Below are 24,205 nucleotides of genomic sequence, written 5' to 3'. Positions count from 1 at the left end.
GTCTCTTTATTTGATCTTAACAACTTTCGTATAAGATAGAAGGAATATGCTTTTTCATGAAAATCCGGGGGAAGTAAACGATGATTGCACAGATCAAGAGATCTAGAAGATTACGAAGAAAAATAAAAAACATCAAGAAGATCAGCCTCACGGCTTTACTCGGCGGGTTGGTCACTATTTCAGTTATAATGACATTGACCCTCATGGTCATCTCATCTTATACATCTCAGAAACAGTCACTCATTGATAACACCCTGTCCCTAAACTATGCAAGCGCTGTGCAAATGAGCCAAACGCTGGATTCGCTTTTTTATTCCATGCAGGAGAGCTTGAAATATGCAGCCAATTATTTCCCGAATATGGATCACTCCAATACAAAAGAGTTGAATTCCACATTGGATTTAGTTCGCAATAGCAGTAATTTTTTCAATTCCGTTTCTTTGGTAAATAAAGCGGGGGTAGTCAGGTCAACCTCACCTTACTCAGAGGCTAGTGTAGGTCACCATGTTAGTTCCAATGCAGCAAAAGAAGCGGTAAAATTGAGAACTTCGTATATCTCCGAAGCGTACCAGACACCCAGAACCAAACGCAGAATTGTATTTGTCAGTGAACCGATCTTTGATTCGGCAGGGGAGTATCAAGGAACAATCGGTGGAAATATCTTTTTACAGGAAAATAATATATTGAGTCTGTCTTTTGGCAGTCAGCTCAAGACAAGTAATGGGTCCTACTTTTTTATTGTGGATAAGAAGGGCACTTTGTTATTTCACCCAAACACCAACCGAATTGGTGAAAATGTCAGTAAAAATGAAGTGGTGCAAAAGCTGCTAGTAAACAAGAACGGTAAAGAACAATACAAAAACCTGGCAGGTGTGGATTCGCTTGCAGGTTATTACAAAGTTCCATCAACAGGTTGGGGCGTCGTAATCGTGTCTCCAACCCAAACGGTGTACGATCAGTTGAATCATCATATCCGTATGTTGTTGCTGTACACCTCAGTGCCTTTTCTGATCCTGACCCTTATTGTGGTTCGGGTTGCACGCAAGCTGGCCAGTCCTTTTGCTATGCTGGCTGATTTGGTGAATCAGGTCGATAAGGGACAAGTAGATCTGCCTGTGATGAAACCTCACTGGAATAGAGAGGCAGACCTTCTAACAAGAGCAGTTGTTGGCGCGTTGGCGAACTTTAGGAAACAGACAAACCAGCTTGTCTATGATGCCAGAACCGATGTTTTAACAGGCATGAACAATCGCAGAACCTTCGAAGAAGTCATTCAGGAATGGATTCAGGATGAGGCGCCATTCTCCATTATTGTTCTGGATATCGACCGCTTCAAGTCCATTAATGATACATTCGGGCATCATGCTGGGGATGAAGTATTAAAACACATTGCCAATATCATTCAATTGTCTGTTCGACCAGAAGATGTATGCGCCAGGTTTGGTGGAGAGGAATTTGTAGTCTTGTTAAGAAATTCCGAGTCTAACGTGGCTTTTGAGATTGCTGAACGTATCCGAATAACGGTCGAAGAAAGCATATTGCCTATAGATCGTTCCGTCACCATCTCGGCTGGAATTGCTGAATATCCGAAGCACTCCACAACATCCACAGAACTGTTTCACTTGGCGGATAATGCATTGTATCAAGCGAAGGAAGAGGGACGTAACCGTACGGTTACGATCCAATCGGTTATTAAATAAGCAAGCAAAGAAGCTGTTCCCTTAAAAACCAGGGACAGCTTCTTTTGTGTACTATACCTCTTGTGAGGATCTGGCCAGAACCTCATTTGTATACGTTTCTCCCCAATCTCGCATGCTGAAGATAATCGGCCGTAACGTTTCACCAAATGGTGTGAGGGAATACTCCACTTTAGGTGGGATCTGGGGGTATATTTCACGATGAACAATTCCGCTGCTTTCCAACTCTCGAAGTTGCAGGGTGAGCATTCGCTGGGTGATGTCAGGAAACAATTTTCGGATCTCGTTAAATCTCAAAGGACCGGAGAATAAATGATACAAAATGGCACCTTTCCATTTGCCTCCGATCACACTGAGGGTAACTTCCACGGAACAGCCGTAGGGCGCGGGACATAGCTTGGTTGCGTCCTTTTTCATTATAAGTACACCTCCACTTTACGGTGATTTTCTATAGTATCTATTTGGGTGGTTATATTACATAACGTACGTATAGTTCATGAAAGAGCATATCACTTATGATGCAGATTATAAACCCTAACTCTAGCCGAAGGCAGATGTGCTGATGTCTAGAATATAAAAAAGAGCCCGGGTTTCAGGCTCTTCGCTGGATGTATAAAATATGATGATGAGCGTATATACGCTACTTCAGTGACGATAGAATGGAGTCACATAGAGCCATCGTTGCAATATTATCCTTGGCGCTGGAATGTGGGACAGTCTGATTCTGGCAACACGCGATGAAGTGCACCATTTCACCAACAAACCCGCGTAGATAAAGGTCACGATAAGCTCCTGACATGGGAGATCCGGAAGGTGTATATACAGTATCTTGCTCCTCGAGAGATTTCCAGGGAAGGCTGGTCGAACTTCGGGATTGATGAACAGTAAGTGTGTTGATCTCTTCAGCTGACGCAAATCCGTTGTCAAAGGTGACGAGTACACTTTCACTTTCCCGTGACCAAGCACTCATGCCGGTAAAATAAGCGCTGCCTACTACGTTATTCTCAAATACAAGGGAAATGCTTTGATTAATGTGTTCCCCATCCTTCACGGTTGTGCCTGTAACTCGTATTACTTCTCCGAATAAGTAACGCATCAGATCGACCATATGAATGGCAGCGAGCTTTATGAACTGTTCCTCATCCTTGCAAAATGGGGTACTGTCTACAGCGAATTTCATCTGGAATGAACGTACCTTACCTAGCGAACCACTATCAATTAGCTCCTTCAGCTTCATGTATATGGGGGCATAACGTTTCATAAAACCAACCATGACAACGACGCCAGCCTGCTCGGCAGCTTCTGCTACAGTGGCGGCTTCCGCTGCGTTCCATCCGAGCGGCTTATCCACGTATACATTCTTGCCAGCCCCAATGCATTCGAGAACAAGAGCGGTCTGATCTACAGGCTGGGCGACCACAACGACACCGTCACAAGTTTCCTGCTGTAACATAAGCTGAGCGTTATCATACGCTTGTCCGTTGCTGCCAAATCGCAGCAGAGCTGCTTCAGAGCGTTCCATACTGCGTGTGGCAATGGCCTGGATCTGCGCTCCGGCTTCAACAACAGAAGGGTAAATATTCGTGGATGCATGAAACCCTGCACCGATAAAGCACAGATGGGTTGTTTTCAAGGTGGATCTCTCCTTCATTTTTGCATTCTTATGGATGGTATATTTGTTGATTAATGCTACGATAGGGTGTTTGAAGTTGAGAAAAAAGGACATATGTCCTATTCTTGAATGAGTAAAAAAAGAAGTTGCATTTTTATTTTGGAGCATGTATACTCTGAATTACGGTAAAACAAGGAATTGTTTCACCGGAACGCTTTTCATCGATGGATGAGGAGATACATATTATGCGGTCGTGGCGGAATTGGCAGACGCGCACGGTTCAGGTCCGTGTGGGCTAACCCCCGTGGAGGTTCGAGTCCTCTCGACCGCATCTAACAAAAAAAGGTTCGTGAGTTGCTCTAGGGCAATTCACGAACCTTTTTTTATTTTGTGGATCATTCGTGTGAAGCCTACATTTTGCTACCAGCATGCTAATGCTAATGTTGCCGCTGGCGCAGAATGACTGCCGTGATGATCCCGGCAATGGCTCCTGCAATACCAAATAGCGTTACACTGGCAACCACTTCAACCGACTGGAGACGAAACAAAAAAGCGATACCGCTGCCAAAAGTGGTTCCAGCGAGAAATCCGAGCGAAATTCCTAATTCTTTCGTTAATTTCATTGCTTCACCTACTTGGAAATGTGAGATATGGATTTGCAAATATTGGATACAGGCAGTAAAGTGTGATCAGGAAAATCATCACATTTTATTTCCTTTTTTATCTTGTGGTTTTAACCCGTTAATTATGCATGATATCTCATATGGGAGGGTAAGAGCGAATGAATATGAACGAACGAATTGCAGCATGGAATGAGGAAGCACAGCAGTGTGCTTGCGGTCATCAACACCGAGTGGTGGATATGCTGATACATCTGGAAGCTGGGGCCATTCAGAGGTTACCGGGTTATTTGTCTGAGCAAGGATATCGTCAGGTGACGGTTGTTTATGATCGACATACGTTTCGGGCCGCCGGATCTGATGTGCTGAGTAGTATTCGCGAAGCGGGAATGCATGTGGATGAGATCGCTCTTCCGGAGAATCGCACGGGGGATATCATTGCGGATGAAGCAGCTATTGTGCAGGTTATGTTGGGTGTGAGACTCGAAAGTCAGGCTGTAATTGCGGTGGGTTCAGGTACCATTCATGATCTGGTGAGATTTGTTTGTTCCAAAATGAATAAGCCCTTTCTGTCGATACCGACAGCGGCTTCAGTAGATGGCTTTACCTCTGCGGGTGCACCCTTAATTGTAAGCGGAATCAAACAGACATTTCAGGCTGTTCCGCCTGAAGCCATTTTTGCCGATATGAATATCCTGGAGCAAGCTCCCCAAGTGATGACGGCTGCCGGATTCGGAGATATGCTTGGCAAATATACTTCCCTTGCAGATTGGATTGTTTCTCGTGATCTGGGCGGGGAACCGTTCTGTCCGGTTGCTTATCGGATGACAGAAGAAGCGCTGAATACCTGCATAGATCATGTACAAGCGATTGCGGAGGGGCGAGCAGAGGGAGTAGCTGTATTAATGGACGCACTAATTGTTTCCGGTATCTCCATGCTGATCATTGACCATTCCCGTCCGGCATCCGGAGGTGAGCATCATCTGTCCCATATTTTGGAGATGGATCTGATGCAAGCGGGAGAAAGGCCGGTTCTGCATGGTGCCAAAGTTGGCGTAGCTTGTGCATTGCTTACGGTGAAATATAAAGAACTTGCACAGACATCGGGTGAACCGGTGTTTGGGATATATGACCAATTGCCGGAGGCTACTCAGCTCATCGCATGGTTGGAACAAGTAGGTGGACCTGTGACTACTGAGCAACTTGGTGTAACCCCGGAGATGGTGGAACATGCATTCAACACAGCGCATACGCTTCGTCCTCGATATACCGGATTGAGATATATCAATGAAGTGTTAAACACGAGTTTAGGATGACCTTTTAGAGAGAATGATCATGATGAAATGCATAAACTTCACTTGTAGCGGGCTGTGATGGCTCTCCTTGGGAGCAAAAGACGAAAAAGGGTAGGTTATCTGACATTTCTGCTGGAATAGCCAGAACAGTGCTTCAAGTCCGAGAGAGAAGGCATGCATTTATTTTAAAAAAGGCTCTGGCCTCCCTATGGGGAGATCAGAGCCTTTTGGCTGTTCGCTTATTTAGTTGTTGCGACGATCTTTCAAGATGACATCTGCGAACAAAATAGTTTTCGGGATACGGAAAAATTGCTCCGCTTGTTCCTGAAATGCAGCAGAAGGCAGTGTTCCCTGATGCAGCCATTTGCGGAAAGTGCCGGGATGAACCCCGATCCAGTGGCTGACATCTGTCACCGACAGATCATGGACCATACACAAGCCTGTCAAAATACGGTTACTAACCGGAGAACGGGTCACCGTACGCTTCATGAAGCGAGATGACTCGGGTTGACATATGACAGGGCTATTACGCACAACTTCTTCATTGAAGAGAATATGACGCGGGTAGCCGAGTAATTGGCAAGTCTTGTCCAAATTGGTACTGCCGGGTATCCGTCCTTCATATACCCACGCACTGACACTGCGTGAAGAGATGGAGAGGTCTTCAGCAAGCTGGGACAACTTGATATCATTGGCCATCAGCACGGCAAGAAGAACACGATTGCGGATTTGACAGCGTGTCGGTTTTCGGAATCGTTTAACACGGACGCCTTTTCCCAAGTATTTACGGTTGATCAGAGACCACGCCTGGATGGAATGTTGTTCTGGTTGATTAGGCATATTTCCTCCGATTTTTTTTAACCAAATACTACAATAAACAACGGGGTACTTTCAAGTGCCGGGATTACCGGTTACAAATGCGTCAATGCGTCAATTCACGATAAAGAGGGAACTACGAACTAGACCATGCGCAATTCACATCCTAGTATATTCCTAGATTACAATGTTTCACTAAAAATGAGGGGAGAAATTGGACAGGAATAAAAATAATATAGTTCCAATTACTTATTACTAGGTCTAAAGAACTTTTATCTGTTTTTTGTTGATATGATGCGGTTTATTTCCCTGAATTCCCCAAAAGCATGTGATTTTCGTTCCACTGTTGCGAAGAGGATGTGCACAAATCTGAAATGATAAATCCGCATGTTCAGCATGACATGTGACCTGTCAAATCTCTTACTTTTACATATATTGTATGATACTCAAGTGTAAAGGAGAGGTGAGGAACGTGCATCTATCTGTGAATACCTTTGCTGTCATCTCGGGAGCATTTGTTACGTTTGCTTTTGGCGGATGGGATCAATTGCTGAGCCTGCTCGCGGTCGCGATGGCTGTGGATTATATAACAGGTTTGGCAGCGGCGGTAAGAACAGGTACCGGCTTGAATAGCAACATTGGATTCTGGGGGATTGCTCGCAAAGGGCTCATGCTGACGGTTGTTTTGCTTGCTCATCGAATTGATCTGATCATGGGAACCGATTTTATCAAAGGAGGAGCTATTTATTTCTATCTGGTGAATGAACTCATTTCGATTACCGAGAATTATGCCAAAATCGGTCTTCCATTGCCTGCAAAGCTCAGACAGGCCATTGCAGTGTTGAAGAAACAGGAGGATCAGGAATATCTGACGAATCGTGAATGGTCCAAACCGCAGCAAACCCCGGACGACATCAAGCAGCAGGCTGAAACAGGACAAACTTTGCAGGATGACTCCGCGAAACAGACGGAGGATGGATCGCAAAAGAAATCCGAATCGAAAGGAAACGGTTCGGATTAGTTTTTCTTAATCAAGAGAACGTTTCCAGGTATCCTTTCGTAATAGAGAACGTTATGATATATTTTGGATACATGAAAATTCATTCATTTCTACTATTATATTAAACGAGGTGTTTGCCCAGATGATAAAACATATTGTCCTGTTCAAAATGAAAGATCGCTCAGCAGAAAGTATTGAAGCTGCAGCCCAAGTGCTTCGCAATCTGGAAGGTAAAATTGATGTCCTGGTTTCACTTGAAATCGGGATTGATGTGCTTCGCTCGGAGAGATCGTTCGACATCTCACTCACAGCGGAGTTTGCGTCACTGGAGGATCTCCAGGCGTATCAGGTACACCCGCTTCATCAGGAAGTTATCAAGTACATGAACGAAGTCAGAGAACAGTCAATTGCAGTGGACTACGAAATCTGATCTATCATTCAAACTACGTTGAGATAAAGGGGACTCTGCATGAGCGATTTAAGAGACGTTATGGAATTTCTATATATTTTTGTTGTGTTTCTAATCGCTTGTCCTGTGATGATATTCTGGCTTAAGCGAAGAGGGAAACGGAACCGATAACTCACTGAACGGGAAGTGAACGAATGTATTATGTGAACAGAGAACAGATTGCCCGCCGGCTTGCTGCTGTACCGGAAGTAGCTGAAGGGCTTCGCGGGGCAGCAGAAGCTTGGGATGGGAGTCTCATGCTGGGTATGGTACAGGAACGTTGTCTTCACCTGGCGATCGAGATTGTTACCGATGTGGGAAGTTATCTGATAGACGGCTTCATCATGAGAGATGCAAGCAGCTATGATGATATTATTCAGATTAATTATGAAGAAAAGGTTTTTGATAATCCGACCTATGAGATATTGCGTCAGCTTGTCACGTTACGCAAGCCACTGGTGCAGGATTATTACACTTGGGAGCGGTCTGAGCTCCATCCACTTAGCGTAGAGTTGCCGAGTATACTTGAACATTTTACTACTCAGGTTAGCGCCTACGTGGAAAAAGAACTTGGTCCTTTCAATACGGCACAGGCCGAGGGACAGCGTAAGGAATGAGGGAAATCGCATGACAAATGAATCAAAAGAATTCAATGAAGTAAATACTGAAAGTAACGAAACAAATGAAACACCTTCCGGATTCCATCCGGTGTATATGGTTGAACTTTTGTTCCGGGAACGTCCAGAGGTGGATCGCCTGCGTTTGCAGGAAGCTATGATCCGTCATACAGGACAAGTCCGACTGGATGTGAAACAAGAGAGCGGAGGGCAAAAGCATGAGATGCTTGTCTTCTATCATCTGGACCACAAGGTATCCTTCCAGGAAGGGGATATCCCTGCTCAGACTTGCATGCTTCCTGTGAATGAAATCGCAGATCGTGCTCGCTTTGGCGGTGCTCTGCAACAAGCATGGCATTGGCCGGAAGTGGGACAAGCTGTGGAAGCTGCGCGTTACTCCATTCGGATACATGATATGTTCACGGCTGCCATGCCTCGTAAACAGCGCCTGGAGCTGTTTCAGAAGACTGTACTGGCAATCATGGAGAGTGTGACCTGTGACGCGCTGTATTGGTATGGCAGTGATAAGCTGGTTGAACCGGAAGCATACACGCAAGCTCAGGAACGTGAGGAACATCTGTATGCAGCCATGAACGTTCGAATGTATCAAGCCGGAGGTACAGAGGAACAGCGCGGGTTGGTCATGGATACCGTGGGATTATCTGCGCTGGGTGTACCTGATGTCCAGTGTCACTTCGTCGGTCTTGATCCCGATACGGTGGCTCAGACCTTACTGGGTGCAGCGTATTACATATTTGATCAGGGGGATGTTCTGCAAGATGGACAGACGCTGGGTTCTTCAGGTGGACGTCGCTGGCGTTGTGAACATCAGGTGGCATTGATTGCACCTGGACGATATGTCATTGATTTGGACCCGGGGGATGAGCATGCCGCGGCTGATCTCGAGCCGGCTCGTCAGAACTGAGTTTAAGCCAAGTCATTTGCATCCATTCAAAAAGGGCGTTCAGATTATTTTTAACATCTGGAGTGTCAAGTCAAGCCTGTGCTGCTTATAATGCATCAACAGAGTAGGCATTCGCCCGGATGGCTGAGCGACAGACCGTTGCTTCTAGTCCGGTACTTAAACAATAGTAAAGGGAGAGATGTGACGTGAAGGATTCTAACAAAAGTTTGTTGTGGGGAGCTCTTATTGGCTCCGTGGTTGGTTCAGTAACGGCATTATTGCTGGCGCCGAAATCGGGACGTGAACTTCGTCAGGATATTACAGAAGGTGCTCGTCAGGTGTCGGAGAAAGGTCAGGAACTGGCTGGTATCGTGGGAGAACAAAGTTCGCAGATCGTATCCAAAGTTAAAGAGACCGCAGATGTCGTGATTCAGGATATTCAATCCTGGCGCAATTGCGCTGAAGGGAAAGAAATTCGCATATCGGCAGCCATTGTTGATAACGATATCGATAAAACAGTGGATGAACCCGGAATTGACATCGTAGCGAAGCTTCCTGCGGATGAGTCCAAGGACGACAACTAAGCAAAGCTTAGGATAAGCAGGCTTTCCTCTATTTAGAGGAGAGCCTGCTTTGTTGCGTGTCCACACATAGATGACGTAGCGCGTGGATTTAATTTGAACCCTGCGATGAAATCGGGTAAGATGTAGGTACCTTTTTGCCGGAATGTTCATACGGTAGGAAGAAAGCTCTGAGAAACAAACGTTTTGAGAACCAATTCAATGAAGAAGGAAGCGGTGTGTTCGTGCAGCAAGCAATCGCTATATTAGACTCCGGTGTGGGGGGATTGACCGTCGCCAAGGAAGTGATGCGTCAGCTCCCGCGGGAAAAGATCATTTATTTTGGGGATACTGCCCGGACACCGTACGGACCCCGTTCGTCCGAACAAGTAAAACAATTTACGGAACAAATCGTTGATTTCTTGATCCAATTCGATCCGAAGGTTATCGTTATCGCCTGTAACACAGCAACAGCAGCCGCGTTGGAGTATATCCGTGGCAAAGTGAATATGCCTGTTATTGGTGTTATACATCCAGGTGCGCGGGCCGCAATCACAGCGACACGTACAGGACGTATTGGTGTGATTGGTACCACGGGTACCATCGGTAGTGGGGCTTATACATCAGCACTCAAGCAGTTGTCCCCCTATATTGATGTGGTCAGTCAGGCTTGTCCGGCGCTGGTGCCGTTGGTGGAACAAGGTGAATTTCGTTCCGAGCACACGACACATACGGTGGAACAATCATTGGGCGAGATCAAACAACAGCCAATCGATTGTCTTATTCTGGGTTGTACGCATTATCCCTTTCTCATGGACACGATTCAGGAAGTTATGGGACAGGAAGTGAAGTTAATCAGTTCAGCAGATGAAACGGCACGTGAAATCAGTACGATTTTATATGATAAACGAAAGCTGGCCAGTGGGGATGAGACTCCGGTGCATCAATTTTTCTGCACGGGTGACCCGAGAATGTTCCAGAATATCACCCGTCGATGGTTAGGGGAGCAGATCTCCAAGACCCCTGTTGTCTGGCAGGTAACGCAATTATCATAGTTATACTCAAATTATGCATGAATAAGACTTTTAATTAATGTATATTGGTTGTGGACTATCCCGGAACTGTGAAGTTCCGGGATTTTTTGTCGTCATTATGCATTAACAGGAGATAAACATGATTCTTGTCACATGACGGACAACCTGACCTGCATACATATGTTACAGACACGAAATCGGTCAGAACTGGACAGGAGACCTGTCTTTTCCTGTGGAAAGGAGAACAACATGGATCTACAGTGGATTATTGTTCAGCGGGGAGATACGTTGCCGCGAATTGCGTCAGCACACCATATGACCAAAGAGTTCCTTGCTGCACTAAACCCGGAAGTGGCTTCCCAGCCATACTTGCTGGCAGGTCAGATGCTGCGTATTGCCCCCGGGACAGGTCGCAGATACGCTGTACCGCCTGGAGAACGTGTAGGGGAGATTGCAGGGAGATTTGGTCTGGACGAAGAGGTGTTGCGCCAGGCCAATCCCGAAATCACCAATATAACCGACTGGGTTGGTCGCTGTATTCATATTCCGGCTTCGAATGGAAAAACTATTGTAAAGATTCAGGGAGAGTATGGTTATCGAGAATTAATCAGGGATATAGACAAGCTGGAGAATCAATACCCGTTTATTGAAACAGGGTCCATTGGAACAAGTGTCATGGGGAAGTCGCTGCCTTATTTGCGTATTGGGCAAGGGTCGAGACATATCCATGTTAATGCTTCCGTTCATGCGAATGAGTGGTTGACAACAGCAGTTCTGATGAAGTTTATCGAAGAGTATGCCGAGGCGTATAGTGCGCATAGGACATGGCATCAATACCAGACAGAACGCTGGATGCAAGATACGACACTCTGGGCCGTGCCGATGGTTAATCCGGACGGGGTCGAACTGGTTCAGGAAGGTGTGGTCAATCAGCACCCGCACGCACAGCAGTTGTTAGCCTGGAATGCGGACAGATCACATTTCACCCATTGGAAGGCCAACATCAGAGGGGTGGATCTGAATGATCAATTTCCAGCCCATTGGGATGAAGAGGCAGCGAGAAGAGGTATAACCTCACCTGGCCCCAGGGATTATGCTGGGACAGCGCCATTGACAGAACCGGAGGCACAGGCGCTTGCGCAGTGGACGCAGCAACATACATTTGATGCGGTTGTATCCCTGCATAGTCAGGGACAGGAGATCTATTGGAACTACCGTGATCTGGAACCTAGAGAGAGTGGACCGCTGTCGCGTAGACTCGCCAAAGCTTCCGGCTACAAGGCGGTGAAGCTCGGTGGCAGTGATGCCGGATACAAGGACTGGTTTATTCAAGATTTCGGTAGACCGGGCTTCACGGTAGAAGTTGGATTGGGTGTTAATCCGCTTCCCGTAGAACAGTTTGATGATATCTGTATAGAAGTGGGAATGTTGCTGGCTGAACTGTTATCCAATGGACAATGAGGCAAGACCCCGAATTACGAAGGTGTGAAACTTAACAGTAGATCATTCGTATAACAGGAACGGACGCCATGAGCGACGTTCCGTTTTTATTATTTTTGATAATGGCATGTCACGTCATTCGTTCTGAATGGTTTTCGAACGGGTAATGATGGATGTGCTTTTTCGGCGACATATATAATTATACGGAGGGATTCAAATGAAGTGGAGAAGACTACTGTCGTTCAAACGATGGACACAAGTTTTCAAAAGGCTCCCCCGGCTGCTCCGGGCTCCGCAGATTCCTTTGGGAGAAAAGCTGTTGTTTATTATTCCAGCGCTGTTGTACTGGGTACTTCCTGACGTAATGCCGTTTATGCCCATCGATGATATCGGGGTCACTTTGATTCTGATGAACTGGTTTGTAAGCCGGGCAGAACGTAAATATCCTGTGCTTCAGGAGGGGGCACCTTCTTAATTTGCGGCCCAATGGATCATATTGACATTGAATTCGCATCAATGTTATTGCGAAGAGCGGTAACTTTCTTTACAATAGATGCTGTAGTTTAAGAATGCTGAAATTGTTGAAATCTGCAATTACAATATAGGAGATGAAGAGAATGAACTGCAAAATTACGCGTAATGCTGCTAAAGTATTGAAGCTTGAATTGGACAAGCCGGAGAACGAAGGAAAAAAACTGCGCGTTGTCATCACCCATGCACATGGTGACCATGCTCACTACGGCCTGGATATCGACACACCAAAAGAAAATGATACAGTTGTATCTACCGATAAAGAGATTGATGTCATTCTCGCGAATGATCAGCCTTTGTTGAACGGTGTTAAAATTGACTACCTCTACTTCCCGGAAGAGGGATTTGTTATTACGAATCCATCCCAAGGTAATCACGGCGACCACTAAGGGCGCGAAGAAGGGGAACTCATGGCTAACGATATCCGCGTATGCGAAAAGTGTAATCATGTCCGACTGAAATCGATTGTGCCCAAGTTGCAAAAAATGGCTCCAGACACGGAGATCAAGATTGGGTGCAAATCCTATTGCGGTCCTTGCGCGAAACGTGCATTTGTCTTTATTAATGGTCGGTATATCAGTGCGCCGACAGAAGAAGAAGTGCTCGCCAAAGTCGCAAAGTTTGTGAAGTAATAGGATATAACAAGGTGAGTGGAGAAAACTGTCCACACATCAGAAAGGAGGGGCTACGTGCCTCTCCTTTTTTTTTGCGTTTGGGTAGAAGTGAAAGGGTGTGTTACTCCATAGCACCTTCGACCAACTCAGTAATTTGGAAGGTATCTTCTCGAATTTCAATGGCGATGACGGTAGTATCCTTTTTCAGAAAATGTACATTTCCCAGTCGTTTTTCCTCCAATTCTACCCAACCTGTATCCGCTAACTTCTGAAAATAATCCATTGGTGGGTAGAGTCCTTGCTCACCCCCAATATGTTTCAGTTCGTAATTAGCGCCTTTTTTAAGATTTGGATCATCGGAATAAGTTATGTTCTCAATAAGTTTTGCATTGGTTGGAACCGGGATGTCTGGGTTCATGGATGACGCTGTATATCCTTCTATCTCGTATGTAGCAGGAGTGCAGCCCTGTACCCAAATGAGCAAGGGCAACATGCAAAGTGTCAGTAATATTTTCTTCAAATAAATTCCTCCCGACTCACATGATTATCTAATAAACGTAGCGTGATCAACTAAAGTTACGATAAAAACACAAAAGAAGAATAAGGAAGGCTTGTGTTATCCATCCTAAAGGGGTAACAGGAACATGATAATCCCAAGGAGGAATACTCATGCCGAAGCGTTATGATTCCAGTTTGCAAGCCGATACCACCGTATCTCAGGCGCAAAATGCGGTGAACAAGCTTCATTATGCTGTATCTCAGGCCATGTCTCATCCGACGGCACAGACCATTGTACAGGCGGAACGACGTCTGGCACACACGGAGCAGGCGATGCGACAAGCAGAGCTTTCACTCGGAGGGCAAGGTGTTGAGTTGGCAGAGGAAATGTTCATCGAGGAGAAGAGAAGATTGAATTCAATCCAGAGTCAGCACGGTCAAGGGAATTTATAACGTTCCTGTCACATCAGAACCCGCAGGGCAGCAATGCTTTGCGGGTTTTTCATATCTTTTGCAAAGACTCTGGGTCCATGGGTTTACTCCGACAGTATGTCGAATGGTCGCTTAAAATTTTGTGAGAAGGTTAATAGAACAAGAGCAGGCAAAATTCCATACGGGAGGTACAGAATGACAAAACATATTACAGATTGTACGATTCTGAACAACGGAGTAACGATGCCATGGCTAGGATTTGGAACATATAAAGCAAAAGGTAAGGAAGTACAACAGGCGGTTGAGACCGCTTTGGAGGTTGGATATCGTAGTATTGATACCGCGTCCATCTATGGCAATGAGGAAGAAGTGGGACAAGCTATTGCAAGCAGTGGTGTTGCCCGTAACGAACTGTTTGTGACGACCAAGCTCTGGAATGAGGATCAGGGATTTGATTCAACGTTGAGAGCATTTGAAGCCAGTCAGAAGGCACTTGGACTGAATGTGATTGATCTTTATTTAATTCACTGGCCTGGCAGAGATCAGTATAAGGAGACGTGGAGAGCATTCGAACGTCTATATAGCGAAGGAAGCATTCGTGCGATTGGTGTGAGTAACTTTCAAGTACACCATTTGCAAGATATCATAGATGAAGGTGGCACGGTGCCTGCGGTTAATCAGGTAGAGCTGCATCCGGGTCTGATCCAACAAGAACTGCAAGATTTCTGCGGGGCGCAGGGAATTCAACTGGAGGCTTGGAGCCCGATCATGAAAGGTAAGCTGAACCAAGAGTCCACCCTCAAAGCACTGGCCCAAAAATATGGGAAAACACCGGCACAGATCATTCTGCGCTGGGACATTCAGAATCAAATTGTGACGATTCCGAAGTCGGTTACCCCGGAGCGTATTCGTGAGAATGCGGACATCTTTGACTTTGAATTGACACCGGATGAGTTGAGACAGATTGATGCACTTGATTCCGATAAGCGGACGGGTCCACATCCGGATCAACTGTTTTGGGATTAAGTGGGTGAACGCTAATTGAATATAAGTGTTTGATGCACTACTTGTGGTTGTTCCGGTTACGGAATCGTTCTTCGTGGGTTTAAGATGTAGCATAATCGGTCACGCTAAGACACTACTTGTGCAGAACAATCTTTCGATCGCCGTTATCCCCGGATTTTTTTGAAATTCCCTGTATCAAGGGAGAAATCCGGTGATAAATGCGAGCGCTCCGCTTCTCCAGCTTTTTTCTGCCCACTCCGTTATCGTGAAAATTACAAATCCATCTTTAGATTTGGTGGGTAATTAAGAAGTATAAGAAAAAGCAGCCGGATCGGGAAATATCCCTGATCCGGCTGCTTTTTTTGTGTGAATTGGCTTAATTTTTTTTCGGGACTTCGCATCCGTCATCTGTGCAGATGCCACTGCCGTCTGTTTCTGTTGTGTTGGATTCAACCATGGTGAAAGGGGAACGGTCGTCCCATGCTTTTTGAATGGCATCCAGGAACACCTCGTCAGGCTGAGCGCCCGATACGGCGAACTTGCGGTCGAATACAAAGAACGGTACACCGCGGATGCCGAGTTGCTCGCCTTCCGCTTGGTCAGCGCGGACATTGTCGGTGAATTGATCACTGGACAGCACTGCCGTAGCTGCCTCTCGATCCAGACCGACTTCTTCTGCTAACTGAGCCAACACTTCAGGGTCGCCGGAGTGTTTACCTTCAATAAACACAGCTTGGAAAATCCGTTCACTCAGTTCAAGCGCTTTGCCTTGTGTATCTGCCCAGTGTGTCAAGCGGTGAGCTGAGAAGGAGTTCGTAGGGATCATGGCATCGATATTGTATTCCAGTCCTGCCGTACGAGCATTGGCATTCATCTGGGCATTCATACCTTTGGCTTGTTCCACGCTCATATTATATTTGGCAGCCAAATATTCCGAATTGGTTTTGCCTGGGTTCAATGCAGCGTTTGGATCAAGCTCGAAGCTTTTGAATTGCAGCTTCACTTCATCACGGTGTGGGAACTGTTCCAGTACATTCTCCAGGCGGCGTTTACCGATATAACAGAAAGGGCACAGAAAATCAGACCATATCTCAATATTCATTTTATTAAAACCTCCATCATCCTTTTAGTTGAAACCAATATGGTTACAATTATAAAGCCACTTTCTATAATTCGCAAGGAGATTACTTTTTATCCCGATATGCCTTGGACCAATGGTAAGGTTGAATCTCATCCAGTCTCTTGAAGGCCAGTTTACCAGAAGGATCGTATACGGCAGCTTTGACTTCTTCGCCCCAGTAAAATAATCGTTCCTGGCATACACCGCAAGGTGTAAGAACCTTAAATTCTGAATGCTCGTCATTACGAGCGATACAGAGAGAGTGGGTGACGCGTTCGTTCAATTTGTGGGCTTCCAGATAAGCTCCTGTTTCCATACACAGATGCGTGGCATCGTTGATGACCTCTGGAGCTACGCTAATCAGCAGGGAGCCAGCTTCTGTATAGACGGCACCCGCACCGCCCCATCCCTGAGGATAACGTTGCTTCACAAATTTTGCGGCTGCATCGAACAATTGCTGTTCAATATTGAGTGGTTCAGTGTGTGATGTCATGTAATGCAAGTTCTCCTTTTTAAATCCAATTCAATTCATTTCGTGTATTTGTTTAGCTTGTCATTACGATATTGTTCATTGCGATGTTGCTGTTGAACTGTCTTCCTCTCGAAAGCGCTGAATCAAATCATAAGTAATGACCGTGTCCGAGACATGCAATCGTTTGGTTGCTTCATCATGACTGGAGTGGCAAGCATTGATGTCCGTTTTGTCGCGTGTGGACAGGTCATAACAAACACCGCTCTCATAGATATAATCATCCGATGGAATATAGAATACAGAACCATCCGAGAATGTGCCATTACGCAGCACAACCGTACGCACAGACCCGTCATATACGTCGTTACCCATGTGATAATAGGACTGGTCGGATAAGCCTAGCAAATGCAGTACGGAAGGCGTGATGTCCAGTTGTCCCGAAGGTTCGTTGATGGTTCCGGCAGCTGCTCCGTCCGGTAAATGCACGAGCAGGGGGACCTCGTTCATGATCTGTGCCATATCCAGTTCGTTCAGTGAACGTCCCAGGAACTGTTCGTATTGTGATTGTTCTTTAATCGAGTTGTCGTGATCCCCGTAGAACATAAAGATGGTATTTTCCCATAAGCCCCGATTTTTCAGATCCTCGACCATCTTACCCAGTGCCGAATCCACGTAATGAACGGACTGCAGATAGTTACCAAACATGGTTCCCTGGAACTCGCCTACATCCAGTTGCTGCTTCTCTTTTGGCAAGGCATACGGATGGTGACTGGTAAGAGTGATTAGGAAGGAATAGAACGGTTCGGTCACCTCACTACTCATTTTCTCAACGGATTGGCGGAAAAAGGATTCATCGGACAGGGACCAGCCAAGTGGGTCATCCTGTGCAAAATCATTTTTACTATAAAACTTGTCGTACTTCATGTTCTGATACATCGTATACCGATTCCAGAATCCGCTCTCATAAGCGTGAAATACGTTGGTGCTATACCCGTTATCCTTCAGAATGGAAGGTAGTGAATCATACGTATGGTCTGCATATCGTACAAAGGCTGATCCAACCGGAAGTGGATGCAGTGATATGTTTGCGCCAAAATCGGCATCAGACGTTCTGCCCTGACCTGTCTGGTGATAAAAGTGACTATAATACTGGCTTTCCTTCATCAGTTCGTTAAAATACGGTGTGATCTCCTGACCCCCAATGCTCTGGCCAATCATGAAGTTCATAAAAGCCTCACCCTGAACAATGATGACATTGCTGTCTTTATATTTGCCAAACAAGGCATCATTCTGCGGGGCAGTTCCTTGCCTTTCAGCAAAGAACGCTTTTGCTTGCTCAACATCAGCGGGATCAGCCTGCGGCCCGGAGCCGATATGGTCTTTGGCGAAGTTGTACAGATCATAACCGTGAAAAGCGAGCAGTCCGGTCACATTATACATGGATACATTCCACCAGTTGTTATCGAACAGGCCTTTGGCCCATGTTTTGCTGTAGAAATAAATCGGGCCAACCGCGAGGCCGAGTCCCAGCACAAGGGCGATGCTGCCAGCCGTGAGACGGCGGCGCAACCGTGCCTTGCCATCGTTATACGAATAACTCCCGTAACCAGTAACAGACGTACTGGAGTGCTTCGAACGGTAACGTCTGCTGAACAGTACGATAGCTGCGAACGGAATGACGACAAGCCAGTCGGCAAAGAACCAGAGATCACTTGTGTAGATCAGTGTAGCGATGCTGTCACCCAATGCGTCAACTTGTCTCGCCTGCAACAATACCGGGATGGTCAAGAAATCCTGGAAATAGCGATAATACACCATATCGGCGTAGATTAGTGCGGTAAGCAGCAGGTTAAGTACGGCGAGAGACAAGATCATGCCTCTACGTGGCAGCAACCAGGTCCAGAAGGACAAGAGTAGTAAAGACCCTATAGCGATGACTTTATCCAGCAGTCCCATCGTAATGTTATAAGCGTGAAGATTGTGATGGAGCCACATGAGTTTGAGCAGCATGAGCACAAGAAAAATAAGATATAACGTTAATGGATGATTTAGAAGCCCGCGTGGCATGGAGCTACGCGTAGGCCGAGTGACAACCATATGTATGTCCTCCTTGCTTTTGTTGTTTTGTAATCGGAATGTAAAATAGGGCTCCATCCATTATAGCGTGGCCTCATGTGTTTTCAACTATGCCTCAGGGAGAATTGAATCTTGTCCAGCCGAAGACCGAAGTCGGTGAATTCTTATGACCAGAAAAGCGCACAAAAAAAGCGCCCCGGCCATGGATGGCAGGAGCACTTTAGATTCGAAATAATTATGAAGATTGTGGTGCTTTATTTCGTGGGGGCAGTGGGCCCAAATACTGATAGTACTGGGTTTCAATTCGTCCGTTGAACAACTTGCGACGTTTGTCTGCCTTATGACCGAAATACTCCTCAAAAGCTTTGGTTGATGTGATTGCAAAAAAGGACCATGTTGGCATGTCGAGGTAACTGCGCCCTAATGAGCGGAGCAACTTCTGAACTTCTTTTTCTTCACTCAAACGTTCACCATATGGGGGATTGGTAATGATGACACCATATTCACCCTGTGGTCTTGCGCGATGAGCGGGCAGGACGCTGACTTCAATATCTTTGGCAAAGCCAGCACTTTTGATCGCTGCCATAGCAACTTCAATCGCTTCAGGATCAATATCGCTACCGGAAATTTGTAACGGGACATCGTCACGTACAGCATCGAATGCTTCTTCGCGCGCCTGTTCCCACAATTCTTCAGGAATGACAGCCCAGTCCTCAGAGTTGAAGGTCCGACGAAGTCCTGGTGCAATGTTCCAGCCGATCATAGCGGCTTCGATCAGCATTGTGCCTGATCCACAGCATGGGTCATAGAATGGACGGGATACATTCCAACGGCTGAGCTGAATAAGAGCTGCAGCAAGTGTTTCTTTGAGTGGCGCTTCGGTAACGAGTTTACGATAACCCCGTTTATGCAGACCTGGTCCCGTCGTATCTAAAGTAAGCAGGGCGCGATCGTTCAGTAGAATAACCTCAATCACATAACGAGACCCATCCTCTGGGAACCACTCTGTGTCATAAGTCAGCTTCAGTTTCTCTACGATTGCTTTTTTCACGATCCCTTGTGATGCAGGCACACTGCTTAACTGGGATTTTTGAGAACGACCCTCTACAGGGAATTCGCCGTCGGCAGGAATCCACTCTTCCCAAGGCAGTGCTTTGGTGCCTTCAAACAATTCGTCGAAAGTCGTGGCAGGGAATTCACCCATTTTCACCAATACACGATCCGAACTTCTCAGCCACAGATTACAACGGCAAATATCAATATAATCTCCTGTGAAGAAAACCCGGCCATTGTCGATCGTAACATCTTCATACCCCAGTTGCTTCAGTTCCCGGGCAACAACAGCCTCGAGTCCCATCGCCGAGGTTGCAATCAATTGCAATTGAGCCATGTGATTCATTTCAACTCCATTTCAAGCTGGAGAAGGAATATCCTTCTCTATGCTGTATAGTAACGGTGCGGCCTTGCCGCTTTCCGTGAAAAAACTTACAATGAGAAATGCGGTGAACGTATGCATTCCTCTTTCGAGGTGATGCACCAGTCAACCGCCTGTGTTGATAACAAACATTTATTATAGAACATTGGCATCCATATGGAAAGCAGTCCAAGTGTCCAAGGAGGATTTTAGTGGTGAATCTGACCCCTGATGAATATGTAAATCAATTATTTCAAGAGGATGACCTTTTGCTGAAAGTGAAAGAGGCCATCCGTTCGAACGGTATGCCGGAAGTTTCGGTTGCGGCGGCATATGGACGATTGCTCACGTTTCTAGCGAAGACATCCAAAGCAGAAGCTGCGCTCGAAATCGGCGTGCTGGGCGGTTACAGTGGGATCTGCATTGCACGGGGCTTGCGTGAGAGTGGGACTCTCACTTCGCTGGAACTGAAAGAGGAATATGCGGCAATGGCGCGTGGTCATCTGGAGGAAGGCGGTTTTGGCGAAAAGGTGGAGTACCGCATTGGCCCGGCGGCAGACAGCCTGGAGCAATTGGAGCAGGAAGGTCGCACATTTGATTTCTTCTTTATTGATGCAGATAAGGAGAATTATCCGGTATATCTCGATTATGCCATCAAGCTGGCTCGGCCAGGTGCTGTTATTGTTGGTGATAACTGTTTCCTGCGTGGTCGTACACTGAATCCGGACAAGCAGGGCCCGGCCGTGCTTGCTGTTCGTCGTTTCAATGAACAGATGGCAAGTGACCCGCGCCTGGTGACGACCATGTTGCCGGATTACGATGGGCTGGTACTTGCCTGGGTGAAGTGAAAGTGAAAATTTCCTAAAGATAAAACTCCGATGGAGCACGATCTCACGCTTTTATGTTTGTGAGGGGATCGTGATTCTGTACGGAGTTTTCTGAAAACAAAAAGAAGAGACGACACACCTTGAATCACAGGGAGTATCGTCTCTTTCTTTGTGTTTACAGATATCGTTATAGTAGTTCTATTTATACTTCAGGTGTTCCGTACGTTTCAAACCATTTTTTGATGGTGTCAAAATCATCACTGAAGGACAGGCCCAGCATCAATAATACACGAGCTTGTTGTGGACTCAGGTTGTCGCCTGCAATGATACCTTTGCCACCGCCGTACACACTTCCTGAACCCGTCCGAGTGGTGGTCACAAAGACGACACCTTCTTCAATGGCTTTGGTACGAGCTTGTCCCATAGCTCTGGAGATACCGCCAGCTCCGGTACCGGAAGTCACAATTCCTTTGGCACCGCTGCTCACGAATCCTTCAATGGCTCCGCCGCCAGCTTCTTGATATGAGATCGCAATTTCTACTTTGGCCAGATCTGCCTTTGTGATTTTACTTAGATCAAATACGGGCTTCGCTGTGCCTTCAGGTTTCAAGGCACGTGCAGGAGCACGGTAGATTCGAATGTTTTCTTCATCAATATATCCTACAGCTCCGAGCATCGGCGTTTCAAACGTATCTGTTCGATAATCATTTGTCTTGGTTACACCGCGAGCGAGCTGAATTGTGTCATTCAACATGAGTACTGTGCCAAATGAAGTGGTACGACCACTGCCTGCAAGTTTGATGGCGTTGTACAGATTGGCTTGAGCGTCAGAACCGATGACGGTCCATGGACGCATGGAGCCTGTGATCACGACAGGTTTGTCACTCTGAACCGTCATATCGAGGAAATAAGCGATTTCTTCCATTGTATCTGTACCCGTGGTAACGACAACACTGTCATACGTTGCCAGAGCTTTGTCTACCGTCTGCGACAAGTCATAGAGGTCGGTCATGCTATAGGAACCTGAACCTGAGTTTCCGAATTGGAGTGTGCTAACATCAGCAATCTTCTGTTTATCCGGTAAGGCGTCTACCATCTCTCCAATGGGAAGTGTACCTGCCTTGTAATTCTGGAAGCTGGTGGCGTCCTCGGATTGACCGGCAATCGTTCCGCCAGTTCCGATCACCAATACATTAGGAAGTGCAGATTGTTTGGAAGAGTCAGGTATTGCAGGGATGGAAGTATTACGAGCTGGAGTAGTAGTTGCTGTCTGAACAGCACCTGTTGTGCCTTTCACCTCTACCGTAGCTGCGTGCGCGGCGTAGGTTCCAATGGGGGACAACGAGATGGTTAATGCTGTTAAAGCTGCGGTACTCCATACGGCCCAGGGACGAAGATTGGATGTTTTACTCATGAATAGCACTCTCCTTCAAGTAAGTGTGATGTTAAGTTTGTTAAGAAGAATATGTATACCATTTCAAATTGATTGTATTTCATGTTAAGTAATATGACAAACTTAGATAATGATAGAGTAATCGATTACATTCGTAGATAATGAGAGTAAAATGATTATTTATGAGGAATTACGAAAGAATATTCATTCTGCTAGAGATATATAAGAGCTGGTTTTAAAAGTTTTGAAAAGAGAAATGTCTTTACAATGTTAATTAACATTACATAATGAGTCTTTTGTCCTGATAAAATGAAGCATTTTAATAAAAGAATGTCGAATTGGGACTCATATCAGAAGTAGGTAACAGAATGAGAGGATGATAGTAACGCATATTAGGTAATGGGGCTCAATTACGGTCTAAAGAGTGGTTTCGTTATAGAGTTATGTTTATAATAGGGGTGATCAACATATGTAAATAAATATATAACATTGATTGGAGGAGAAACGATGAAACAGGCACCGAGAAAGTATGCAAATTACATTCCGATTCGGGAACTGGAGACTTTGGAAGAGAGGTTATCTCCCTTCAAGGTGTATGCAGAACTTCGTGATAACACTCCAGTCCGCTATGATGAGCATCGAGAATGTTGGGATGTTTTTGGTTATGAAGATGTGAAGTACGTTCTGAAAAATCCGAAACTATTCTCTTCTGCACGTGATCGTGCCAATACGAGCATGTTGACGACAGACCCTCCCAAACACAAGCAGCTGCGTGATCTGGTGAATCAGGCGTTTACACCCAAGGCAATTGAAGCATTGGCTCCGCGTATTCAGGAAATCACAGATGAGTTAATTGCTCCACACCTGTCAGAAGGACATATGGAACTTATTGATGACCTTGCAACACCACTGCCCGTCATTGTCATTGCGGAATTGATCGGAGTCCCTGCGGCGGATCGTCAAAAGTTCAAAGACTGGTCTGATGTGTTGGTGAAAGGCGCGCGTGACGATAGTGAGCAGGCCTTCCAGGAGTTATTGGAGGAGAAAAAAAGAAATATGCAGGAGTTGCATATCTATTTCACTGGCATTATGGAAGAACGTCGGTTGCAGCCAAAGGATGATCTGATCTCATTACTGCTTGCTGCGGAGATTGATGGTCAGCAATTGACTTCAGATGAAGTGGTTGGCTTCTGTATTCTCTTACTTGCTGCCGGTAATGAAACAACAACCAACCTGATTACCAATGCGGTTCGTATTCTGTCTGAACAACCCGAGCTACAACAGGAGTTGCGCGAACATCCTGAGCGGATTACTTCTGCGATTGAAGAGACGCTGAGATATTATCCGCCAATTGTGGCGATTGGGCGGGTCGCCAAGGAAACTGTAGAGTTGAATGGTCAGACGATTCAAGCTGGAGAGCAGGTGATTTCCTGGGTTGGAGCAGCTAATCGGGACAGTGCCCAATTTGAAAACCCGGAAGATTTCATCTCTGATCGCAAGCCGAACAGGCATATGGGCTTTGGTTTTGGCATTCATTTTTGTTTGGGTGCACCACTCGCTCGATTGGAGGCAAGGGTAGTTCTTCATACATTGCTTCAGCACATGGGGAACATTCAACTTGTGCCTGGAACGGCTCTGCAACCGATACAAAGTGCTTTTGTATTTGGTGTGAAACATTATCCGATAGAATTCAATCTAATAAATAAATGATGAATGGCACATGAATGACAAAAGCCGCTCTCAGGCCAATTAGGCGCTGGAAGCGGCTTTTTCAAATGAA

At 46.0% G+C, this 24,205-nt stretch carries 25 protein-coding genes, 1 tRNA gene and 1 pseudogene; 17 read left to right on the top strand and 10 right to left on the bottom strand.

Features of this window, described 5'->3' with window-relative positions; genetic code table 11:
* The first annotated feature begins 80 nt into the window (after positions 1-80).
* Positions 81-1,700 carry a sensor domain-containing diguanylate cyclase gene (locus MHI01_RS08620; protein WP_051447134.1) on the top strand — a complete coding sequence of 540 codons (1,620 nt, stop codon included), beginning with the start codon at positions 81-83 and terminating at the stop codon, positions 1,698-1,700.
* Positions 1,701-1,751: 51 nt separating this feature from the next.
* On the opposite strand, the gene MHI01_RS08615 is transcribed toward MHI01_RS08620, so the two are convergent.
* A complete protein-coding gene (locus MHI01_RS08615) occupies positions 1,752-2,114 on the bottom strand; it encodes a winged helix-turn-helix transcriptional regulator (RefSeq protein WP_036609739.1) in 363 nt (120 codons plus the stop codon).
* A 223-nt stretch (positions 2,115-2,337) separates the two neighbouring features.
* On the bottom strand, positions 2,338-3,330 hold the full coding sequence (locus tag MHI01_RS08610; RefSeq protein ID WP_036609737.1) for a Gfo/Idh/MocA family protein: 993 nt from the start codon (positions 3,328-3,330) through the stop codon (positions 2,338-2,340).
* A 226-nt stretch (positions 3,331-3,556) separates the two neighbouring features.
* Between MHI01_RS08610 and MHI01_RS08605 the strand changes: the two genes are divergently transcribed.
* Positions 3,557-3,640: transfer RNA gene (locus MHI01_RS08605), tRNA-Leu, on the top strand.
* A 106-nt stretch (positions 3,641-3,746) separates the two neighbouring features.
* Here MHI01_RS08605 and MHI01_RS08600 read toward each other — a convergent pair.
* Positions 3,747-3,932: a hypothetical protein gene (locus tag MHI01_RS08600; RefSeq protein WP_036609735.1), complete on the bottom strand. Its 186-nt coding sequence runs from the start codon at positions 3,930-3,932 to the stop codon at positions 3,747-3,749.
* Between the two features lie 158 nt (positions 3,933-4,090).
* On the opposite strand from MHI01_RS08600, the gene MHI01_RS08595 reads away from it, so the two are divergent.
* Positions 4,091-5,245, top strand: a complete 1,155-nt coding sequence (locus MHI01_RS08595; RefSeq protein ID WP_340019932.1) for a sn-glycerol-1-phosphate dehydrogenase — start codon at positions 4,091-4,093, stop codon at positions 5,243-5,245.
* A 222-nt stretch (positions 5,246-5,467) separates the two neighbouring features.
* Here the strand turns inward: MHI01_RS08595 and MHI01_RS08590 are convergent, their stop codons facing one another.
* Positions 5,468-6,064, bottom strand: coding sequence for a helix-turn-helix domain-containing protein (locus MHI01_RS08590; RefSeq protein WP_017689431.1), 597 nt, complete (start codon positions 6,062-6,064; stop codon positions 5,468-5,470).
* Positions 6,065-6,512: 448 nt separating this feature from the next.
* Between MHI01_RS08590 and MHI01_RS08585 the strand changes: the two are divergent.
* From MHI01_RS08585 to MHI01_RS08540, 10 genes and pseudogenes are all read left to right on the top strand, one after another.
* A pseudogene (locus tag MHI01_RS08585) lies at positions 6,513-6,896 on the top strand (phage holin family protein); the annotation flags it as partial.
* A gap of 286 nt (positions 6,897-7,182) precedes the next feature.
* Positions 7,183-7,470 carry a Dabb family protein gene (locus tag MHI01_RS08580; protein ID WP_017689429.1) on the top strand — a complete coding sequence of 96 codons (288 nt, stop codon included), beginning with the start codon at positions 7,183-7,185 and terminating at the stop codon, positions 7,468-7,470.
* Between the two features lie 173 nt (positions 7,471-7,643).
* Positions 7,644-8,105, top strand: a complete 462-nt coding sequence (locus tag MHI01_RS08575) for a DUF86 domain-containing protein (protein WP_076318399.1) — start codon at positions 7,644-7,646, stop codon at positions 8,103-8,105.
* A 10-nt stretch (positions 8,106-8,115) separates the two neighbouring features.
* The gene (locus MHI01_RS08570; RefSeq protein WP_340982934.1) at positions 8,116-9,030 is read left to right on the top strand and encodes a DUF4261 domain-containing protein; all 915 of its coding nucleotides are present in this window, start codon (positions 8,116-8,118) and stop codon (positions 9,028-9,030) included.
* A gap of 185 nt (positions 9,031-9,215) precedes the next feature.
* Positions 9,216-9,593 (top strand): YtxH domain-containing protein, encoded by a 378-nt coding sequence (locus MHI01_RS08565; RefSeq protein WP_017689426.1) that lies wholly within the window; start codon positions 9,216-9,218, stop codon positions 9,591-9,593.
* A 221-nt stretch (positions 9,594-9,814) separates the two neighbouring features.
* On the top strand, positions 9,815-10,624 hold the full coding sequence (gene racE, locus MHI01_RS08560) for a glutamate racemase (RefSeq protein ID WP_076249991.1): 810 nt from the start codon (positions 9,815-9,817) through the stop codon (positions 10,622-10,624).
* A gap of 228 nt (positions 10,625-10,852) precedes the next feature.
* Positions 10,853-12,064 (top strand): M14 family metallopeptidase, encoded by a 1,212-nt coding sequence (locus MHI01_RS08555; RefSeq protein ID WP_340982933.1) that lies wholly within the window; start codon positions 10,853-10,855, stop codon positions 12,062-12,064.
* 196 nt (positions 12,065-12,260) lie between these two features.
* On the top strand, positions 12,261-12,518 hold the full coding sequence (locus MHI01_RS08550) for a hypothetical protein (protein ID WP_017689423.1): 258 nt from the start codon (positions 12,261-12,263) through the stop codon (positions 12,516-12,518).
* Positions 12,519-12,660: 142 nt separating this feature from the next.
* Positions 12,661-12,963, top strand: a complete 303-nt coding sequence (locus MHI01_RS08545; protein WP_036609727.1) for a heme biosynthesis protein HemY — start codon at positions 12,661-12,663, stop codon at positions 12,961-12,963.
* A 21-nt stretch (positions 12,964-12,984) separates the two neighbouring features.
* Positions 12,985-13,206, top strand: coding sequence for a DUF1450 domain-containing protein (locus tag MHI01_RS08540; protein ID WP_017689421.1), 222 nt, complete (start codon positions 12,985-12,987; stop codon positions 13,204-13,206).
* A gap of 103 nt (positions 13,207-13,309) precedes the next feature.
* Here the strand turns inward: MHI01_RS08540 and MHI01_RS08535 are convergent, their stop codons facing one another.
* Complete coding sequence (locus MHI01_RS08535; protein ID WP_340982932.1) at positions 13,310-13,708, bottom strand: hypothetical protein; 399 nt, start codon at positions 13,706-13,708, stop codon at positions 13,310-13,312.
* Between the two features lie 149 nt (positions 13,709-13,857).
* Between MHI01_RS08535 and MHI01_RS08530 the strand changes: the two genes are divergently transcribed.
* On the top strand, positions 13,858-14,139 hold the full coding sequence (locus MHI01_RS08530; RefSeq protein ID WP_076209046.1) for a hypothetical protein: 282 nt from the start codon (positions 13,858-13,860) through the stop codon (positions 14,137-14,139).
* 174 nt (positions 14,140-14,313) lie between these two features.
* A complete protein-coding gene (locus tag MHI01_RS08525) occupies positions 14,314-15,144 on the top strand; it encodes an aldo/keto reductase (protein ID WP_036670089.1) in 831 nt (276 codons plus the stop codon).
* A 355-nt stretch (positions 15,145-15,499) separates the two neighbouring features.
* Here MHI01_RS08525 and MHI01_RS08520 read toward each other — a convergent pair whose 3' ends face one another.
* The 4 genes from MHI01_RS08520 to MHI01_RS08505 form a co-directional block, all read right to left on the bottom strand.
* Complete coding sequence (locus tag MHI01_RS08520) at positions 15,500-16,225, bottom strand: DsbA family oxidoreductase (protein WP_036670092.1); 726 nt, start codon at positions 16,223-16,225, stop codon at positions 15,500-15,502.
* An 82-nt stretch (positions 16,226-16,307) separates the two neighbouring features.
* Entirely contained in the window at positions 16,308-16,736 is a 429-nt protein-coding gene (locus tag MHI01_RS08515) for a cytidine deaminase (RefSeq protein ID WP_340982931.1), read from the bottom strand.
* Between the two features lie 75 nt (positions 16,737-16,811).
* Positions 16,812-18,812 (bottom strand): LTA synthase family protein, encoded by a 2,001-nt coding sequence (locus MHI01_RS08510; protein WP_340982930.1) that lies wholly within the window; start codon positions 18,810-18,812, stop codon positions 16,812-16,814.
* A gap of 214 nt (positions 18,813-19,026) precedes the next feature.
* Positions 19,027-20,181 (bottom strand): THUMP domain-containing class I SAM-dependent RNA methyltransferase, encoded by a 1,155-nt coding sequence (locus tag MHI01_RS08505; RefSeq protein ID WP_074094429.1) that lies wholly within the window; start codon positions 20,179-20,181, stop codon positions 19,027-19,029.
* Positions 20,182-20,420: 239 nt separating this feature from the next.
* On the opposite strand from MHI01_RS08505, the gene MHI01_RS08500 reads away from it, so the two are divergent.
* Complete coding sequence (locus tag MHI01_RS08500; RefSeq protein ID WP_253433250.1) at positions 20,421-21,053, top strand: O-methyltransferase; 633 nt, start codon at positions 20,421-20,423, stop codon at positions 21,051-21,053.
* 181 nt (positions 21,054-21,234) lie between these two features.
* Here the strand turns inward: MHI01_RS08500 and MHI01_RS08495 are convergent, their stop codons facing one another.
* Positions 21,235-22,446 (bottom strand): asparaginase, encoded by a 1,212-nt coding sequence (locus MHI01_RS08495; protein ID WP_340982929.1) that lies wholly within the window; start codon positions 22,444-22,446, stop codon positions 21,235-21,237.
* Between the two features lie 486 nt (positions 22,447-22,932).
* Between MHI01_RS08495 and MHI01_RS08490 the strand changes: the two genes are divergently transcribed.
* Positions 22,933-24,135: a cytochrome P450 gene (locus MHI01_RS08490; RefSeq protein ID WP_340982928.1), complete on the top strand. Its 1,203-nt coding sequence runs from the start codon at positions 22,933-22,935 to the stop codon at positions 24,133-24,135.
* The last annotated feature ends 70 nt before the right edge of the window (positions 24,136-24,205 follow it).

Origin of the sequence: Paenibacillus sp. FSL M7-0656 (genome assembly GCF_038003225.1) — a bacterium.
Lineage (GTDB): Bacteria > Bacillota > Bacilli > Paenibacillales > Paenibacillaceae > Paenibacillus > Paenibacillus amylolyticus.
Note: the sequence above shows the minus strand (reverse complement) of the source record. Positions and strands in the feature narration are given on the sequence as shown.

Coding starts and splice junctions, on each gene's coding strand:
- MHI01_RS08620 (WP_051447134.1), top strand. CDS start 81: ATGATTGCACAGATCAAGAGATCTAGAAGATTACGAAGAAAAATAAAA.
- MHI01_RS08615 (WP_036609739.1), bottom strand. CDS start 2,114: ATGAAAAAGGACGCAACCAAGCTATGTCCCGCGCCCTACGGCTGTTCC.
- MHI01_RS08600 (WP_036609735.1), bottom strand. CDS start 3,932: ATGAAATTAACGAAAGAATTAGGAATTTCGCTCGGATTTCTCGCTGGA.
- MHI01_RS08595 (WP_340019932.1), top strand. CDS start 4,091: ATGAATATGAACGAACGAATTGCAGCATGGAATGAGGAAGCACAGCAG.
- MHI01_RS08590 (WP_017689431.1), bottom strand. CDS start 6,064: ATGCCTAATCAACCAGAACAACATTCCATCCAGGCGTGGTCTCTGATC.
- MHI01_RS08580 (WP_017689429.1), top strand. CDS start 7,183: ATGATAAAACATATTGTCCTGTTCAAAATGAAAGATCGCTCAGCAGAA.
- MHI01_RS08575 (WP_076318399.1), top strand. CDS start 7,644: ATGTATTATGTGAACAGAGAACAGATTGCCCGCCGGCTTGCTGCTGTA.
- MHI01_RS08570 (WP_340982934.1), top strand. CDS start 8,116: ATGACAAATGAATCAAAAGAATTCAATGAAGTAAATACTGAAAGTAAC.
- MHI01_RS08555 (WP_340982933.1), top strand. CDS start 10,853: ATGGATCTACAGTGGATTATTGTTCAGCGGGGAGATACGTTGCCGCGA.
- MHI01_RS08550 (WP_017689423.1), top strand. CDS start 12,261: ATGAAGTGGAGAAGACTACTGTCGTTCAAACGATGGACACAAGTTTTC.
- MHI01_RS08545 (WP_036609727.1), top strand. CDS start 12,661: ATGAACTGCAAAATTACGCGTAATGCTGCTAAAGTATTGAAGCTTGAA.
- MHI01_RS08540 (WP_017689421.1), top strand. CDS start 12,985: ATGGCTAACGATATCCGCGTATGCGAAAAGTGTAATCATGTCCGACTG.
- MHI01_RS08530 (WP_076209046.1), top strand. CDS start 13,858: ATGCCGAAGCGTTATGATTCCAGTTTGCAAGCCGATACCACCGTATCT.
- MHI01_RS08525 (WP_036670089.1), top strand. CDS start 14,314: ATGACAAAACATATTACAGATTGTACGATTCTGAACAACGGAGTAACG.
- MHI01_RS08520 (WP_036670092.1), bottom strand. CDS start 16,225: ATGAATATTGAGATATGGTCTGATTTTCTGTGCCCTTTCTGTTATATC.
- MHI01_RS08515 (WP_340982931.1), bottom strand. CDS start 16,736: ATGACATCACACACTGAACCACTCAATATTGAACAGCAATTGTTCGAT.
- MHI01_RS08510 (WP_340982930.1), bottom strand. CDS start 18,812: ATGGTTGTCACTCGGCCTACGCGTAGCTCCATGCCACGCGGGCTTCTA.
- MHI01_RS08505 (WP_074094429.1), bottom strand. CDS start 20,181: ATGGCTCAATTGCAATTGATTGCAACCTCGGCGATGGGACTCGAGGCT.
- MHI01_RS08495 (WP_340982929.1), bottom strand. CDS start 22,446: ATGAGTAAAACATCCAATCTTCGTCCCTGGGCCGTATGGAGTACCGCA.
- MHI01_RS08490 (WP_340982928.1), top strand. CDS start 22,933: ATGAAACAGGCACCGAGAAAGTATGCAAATTACATTCCGATTCGGGAA.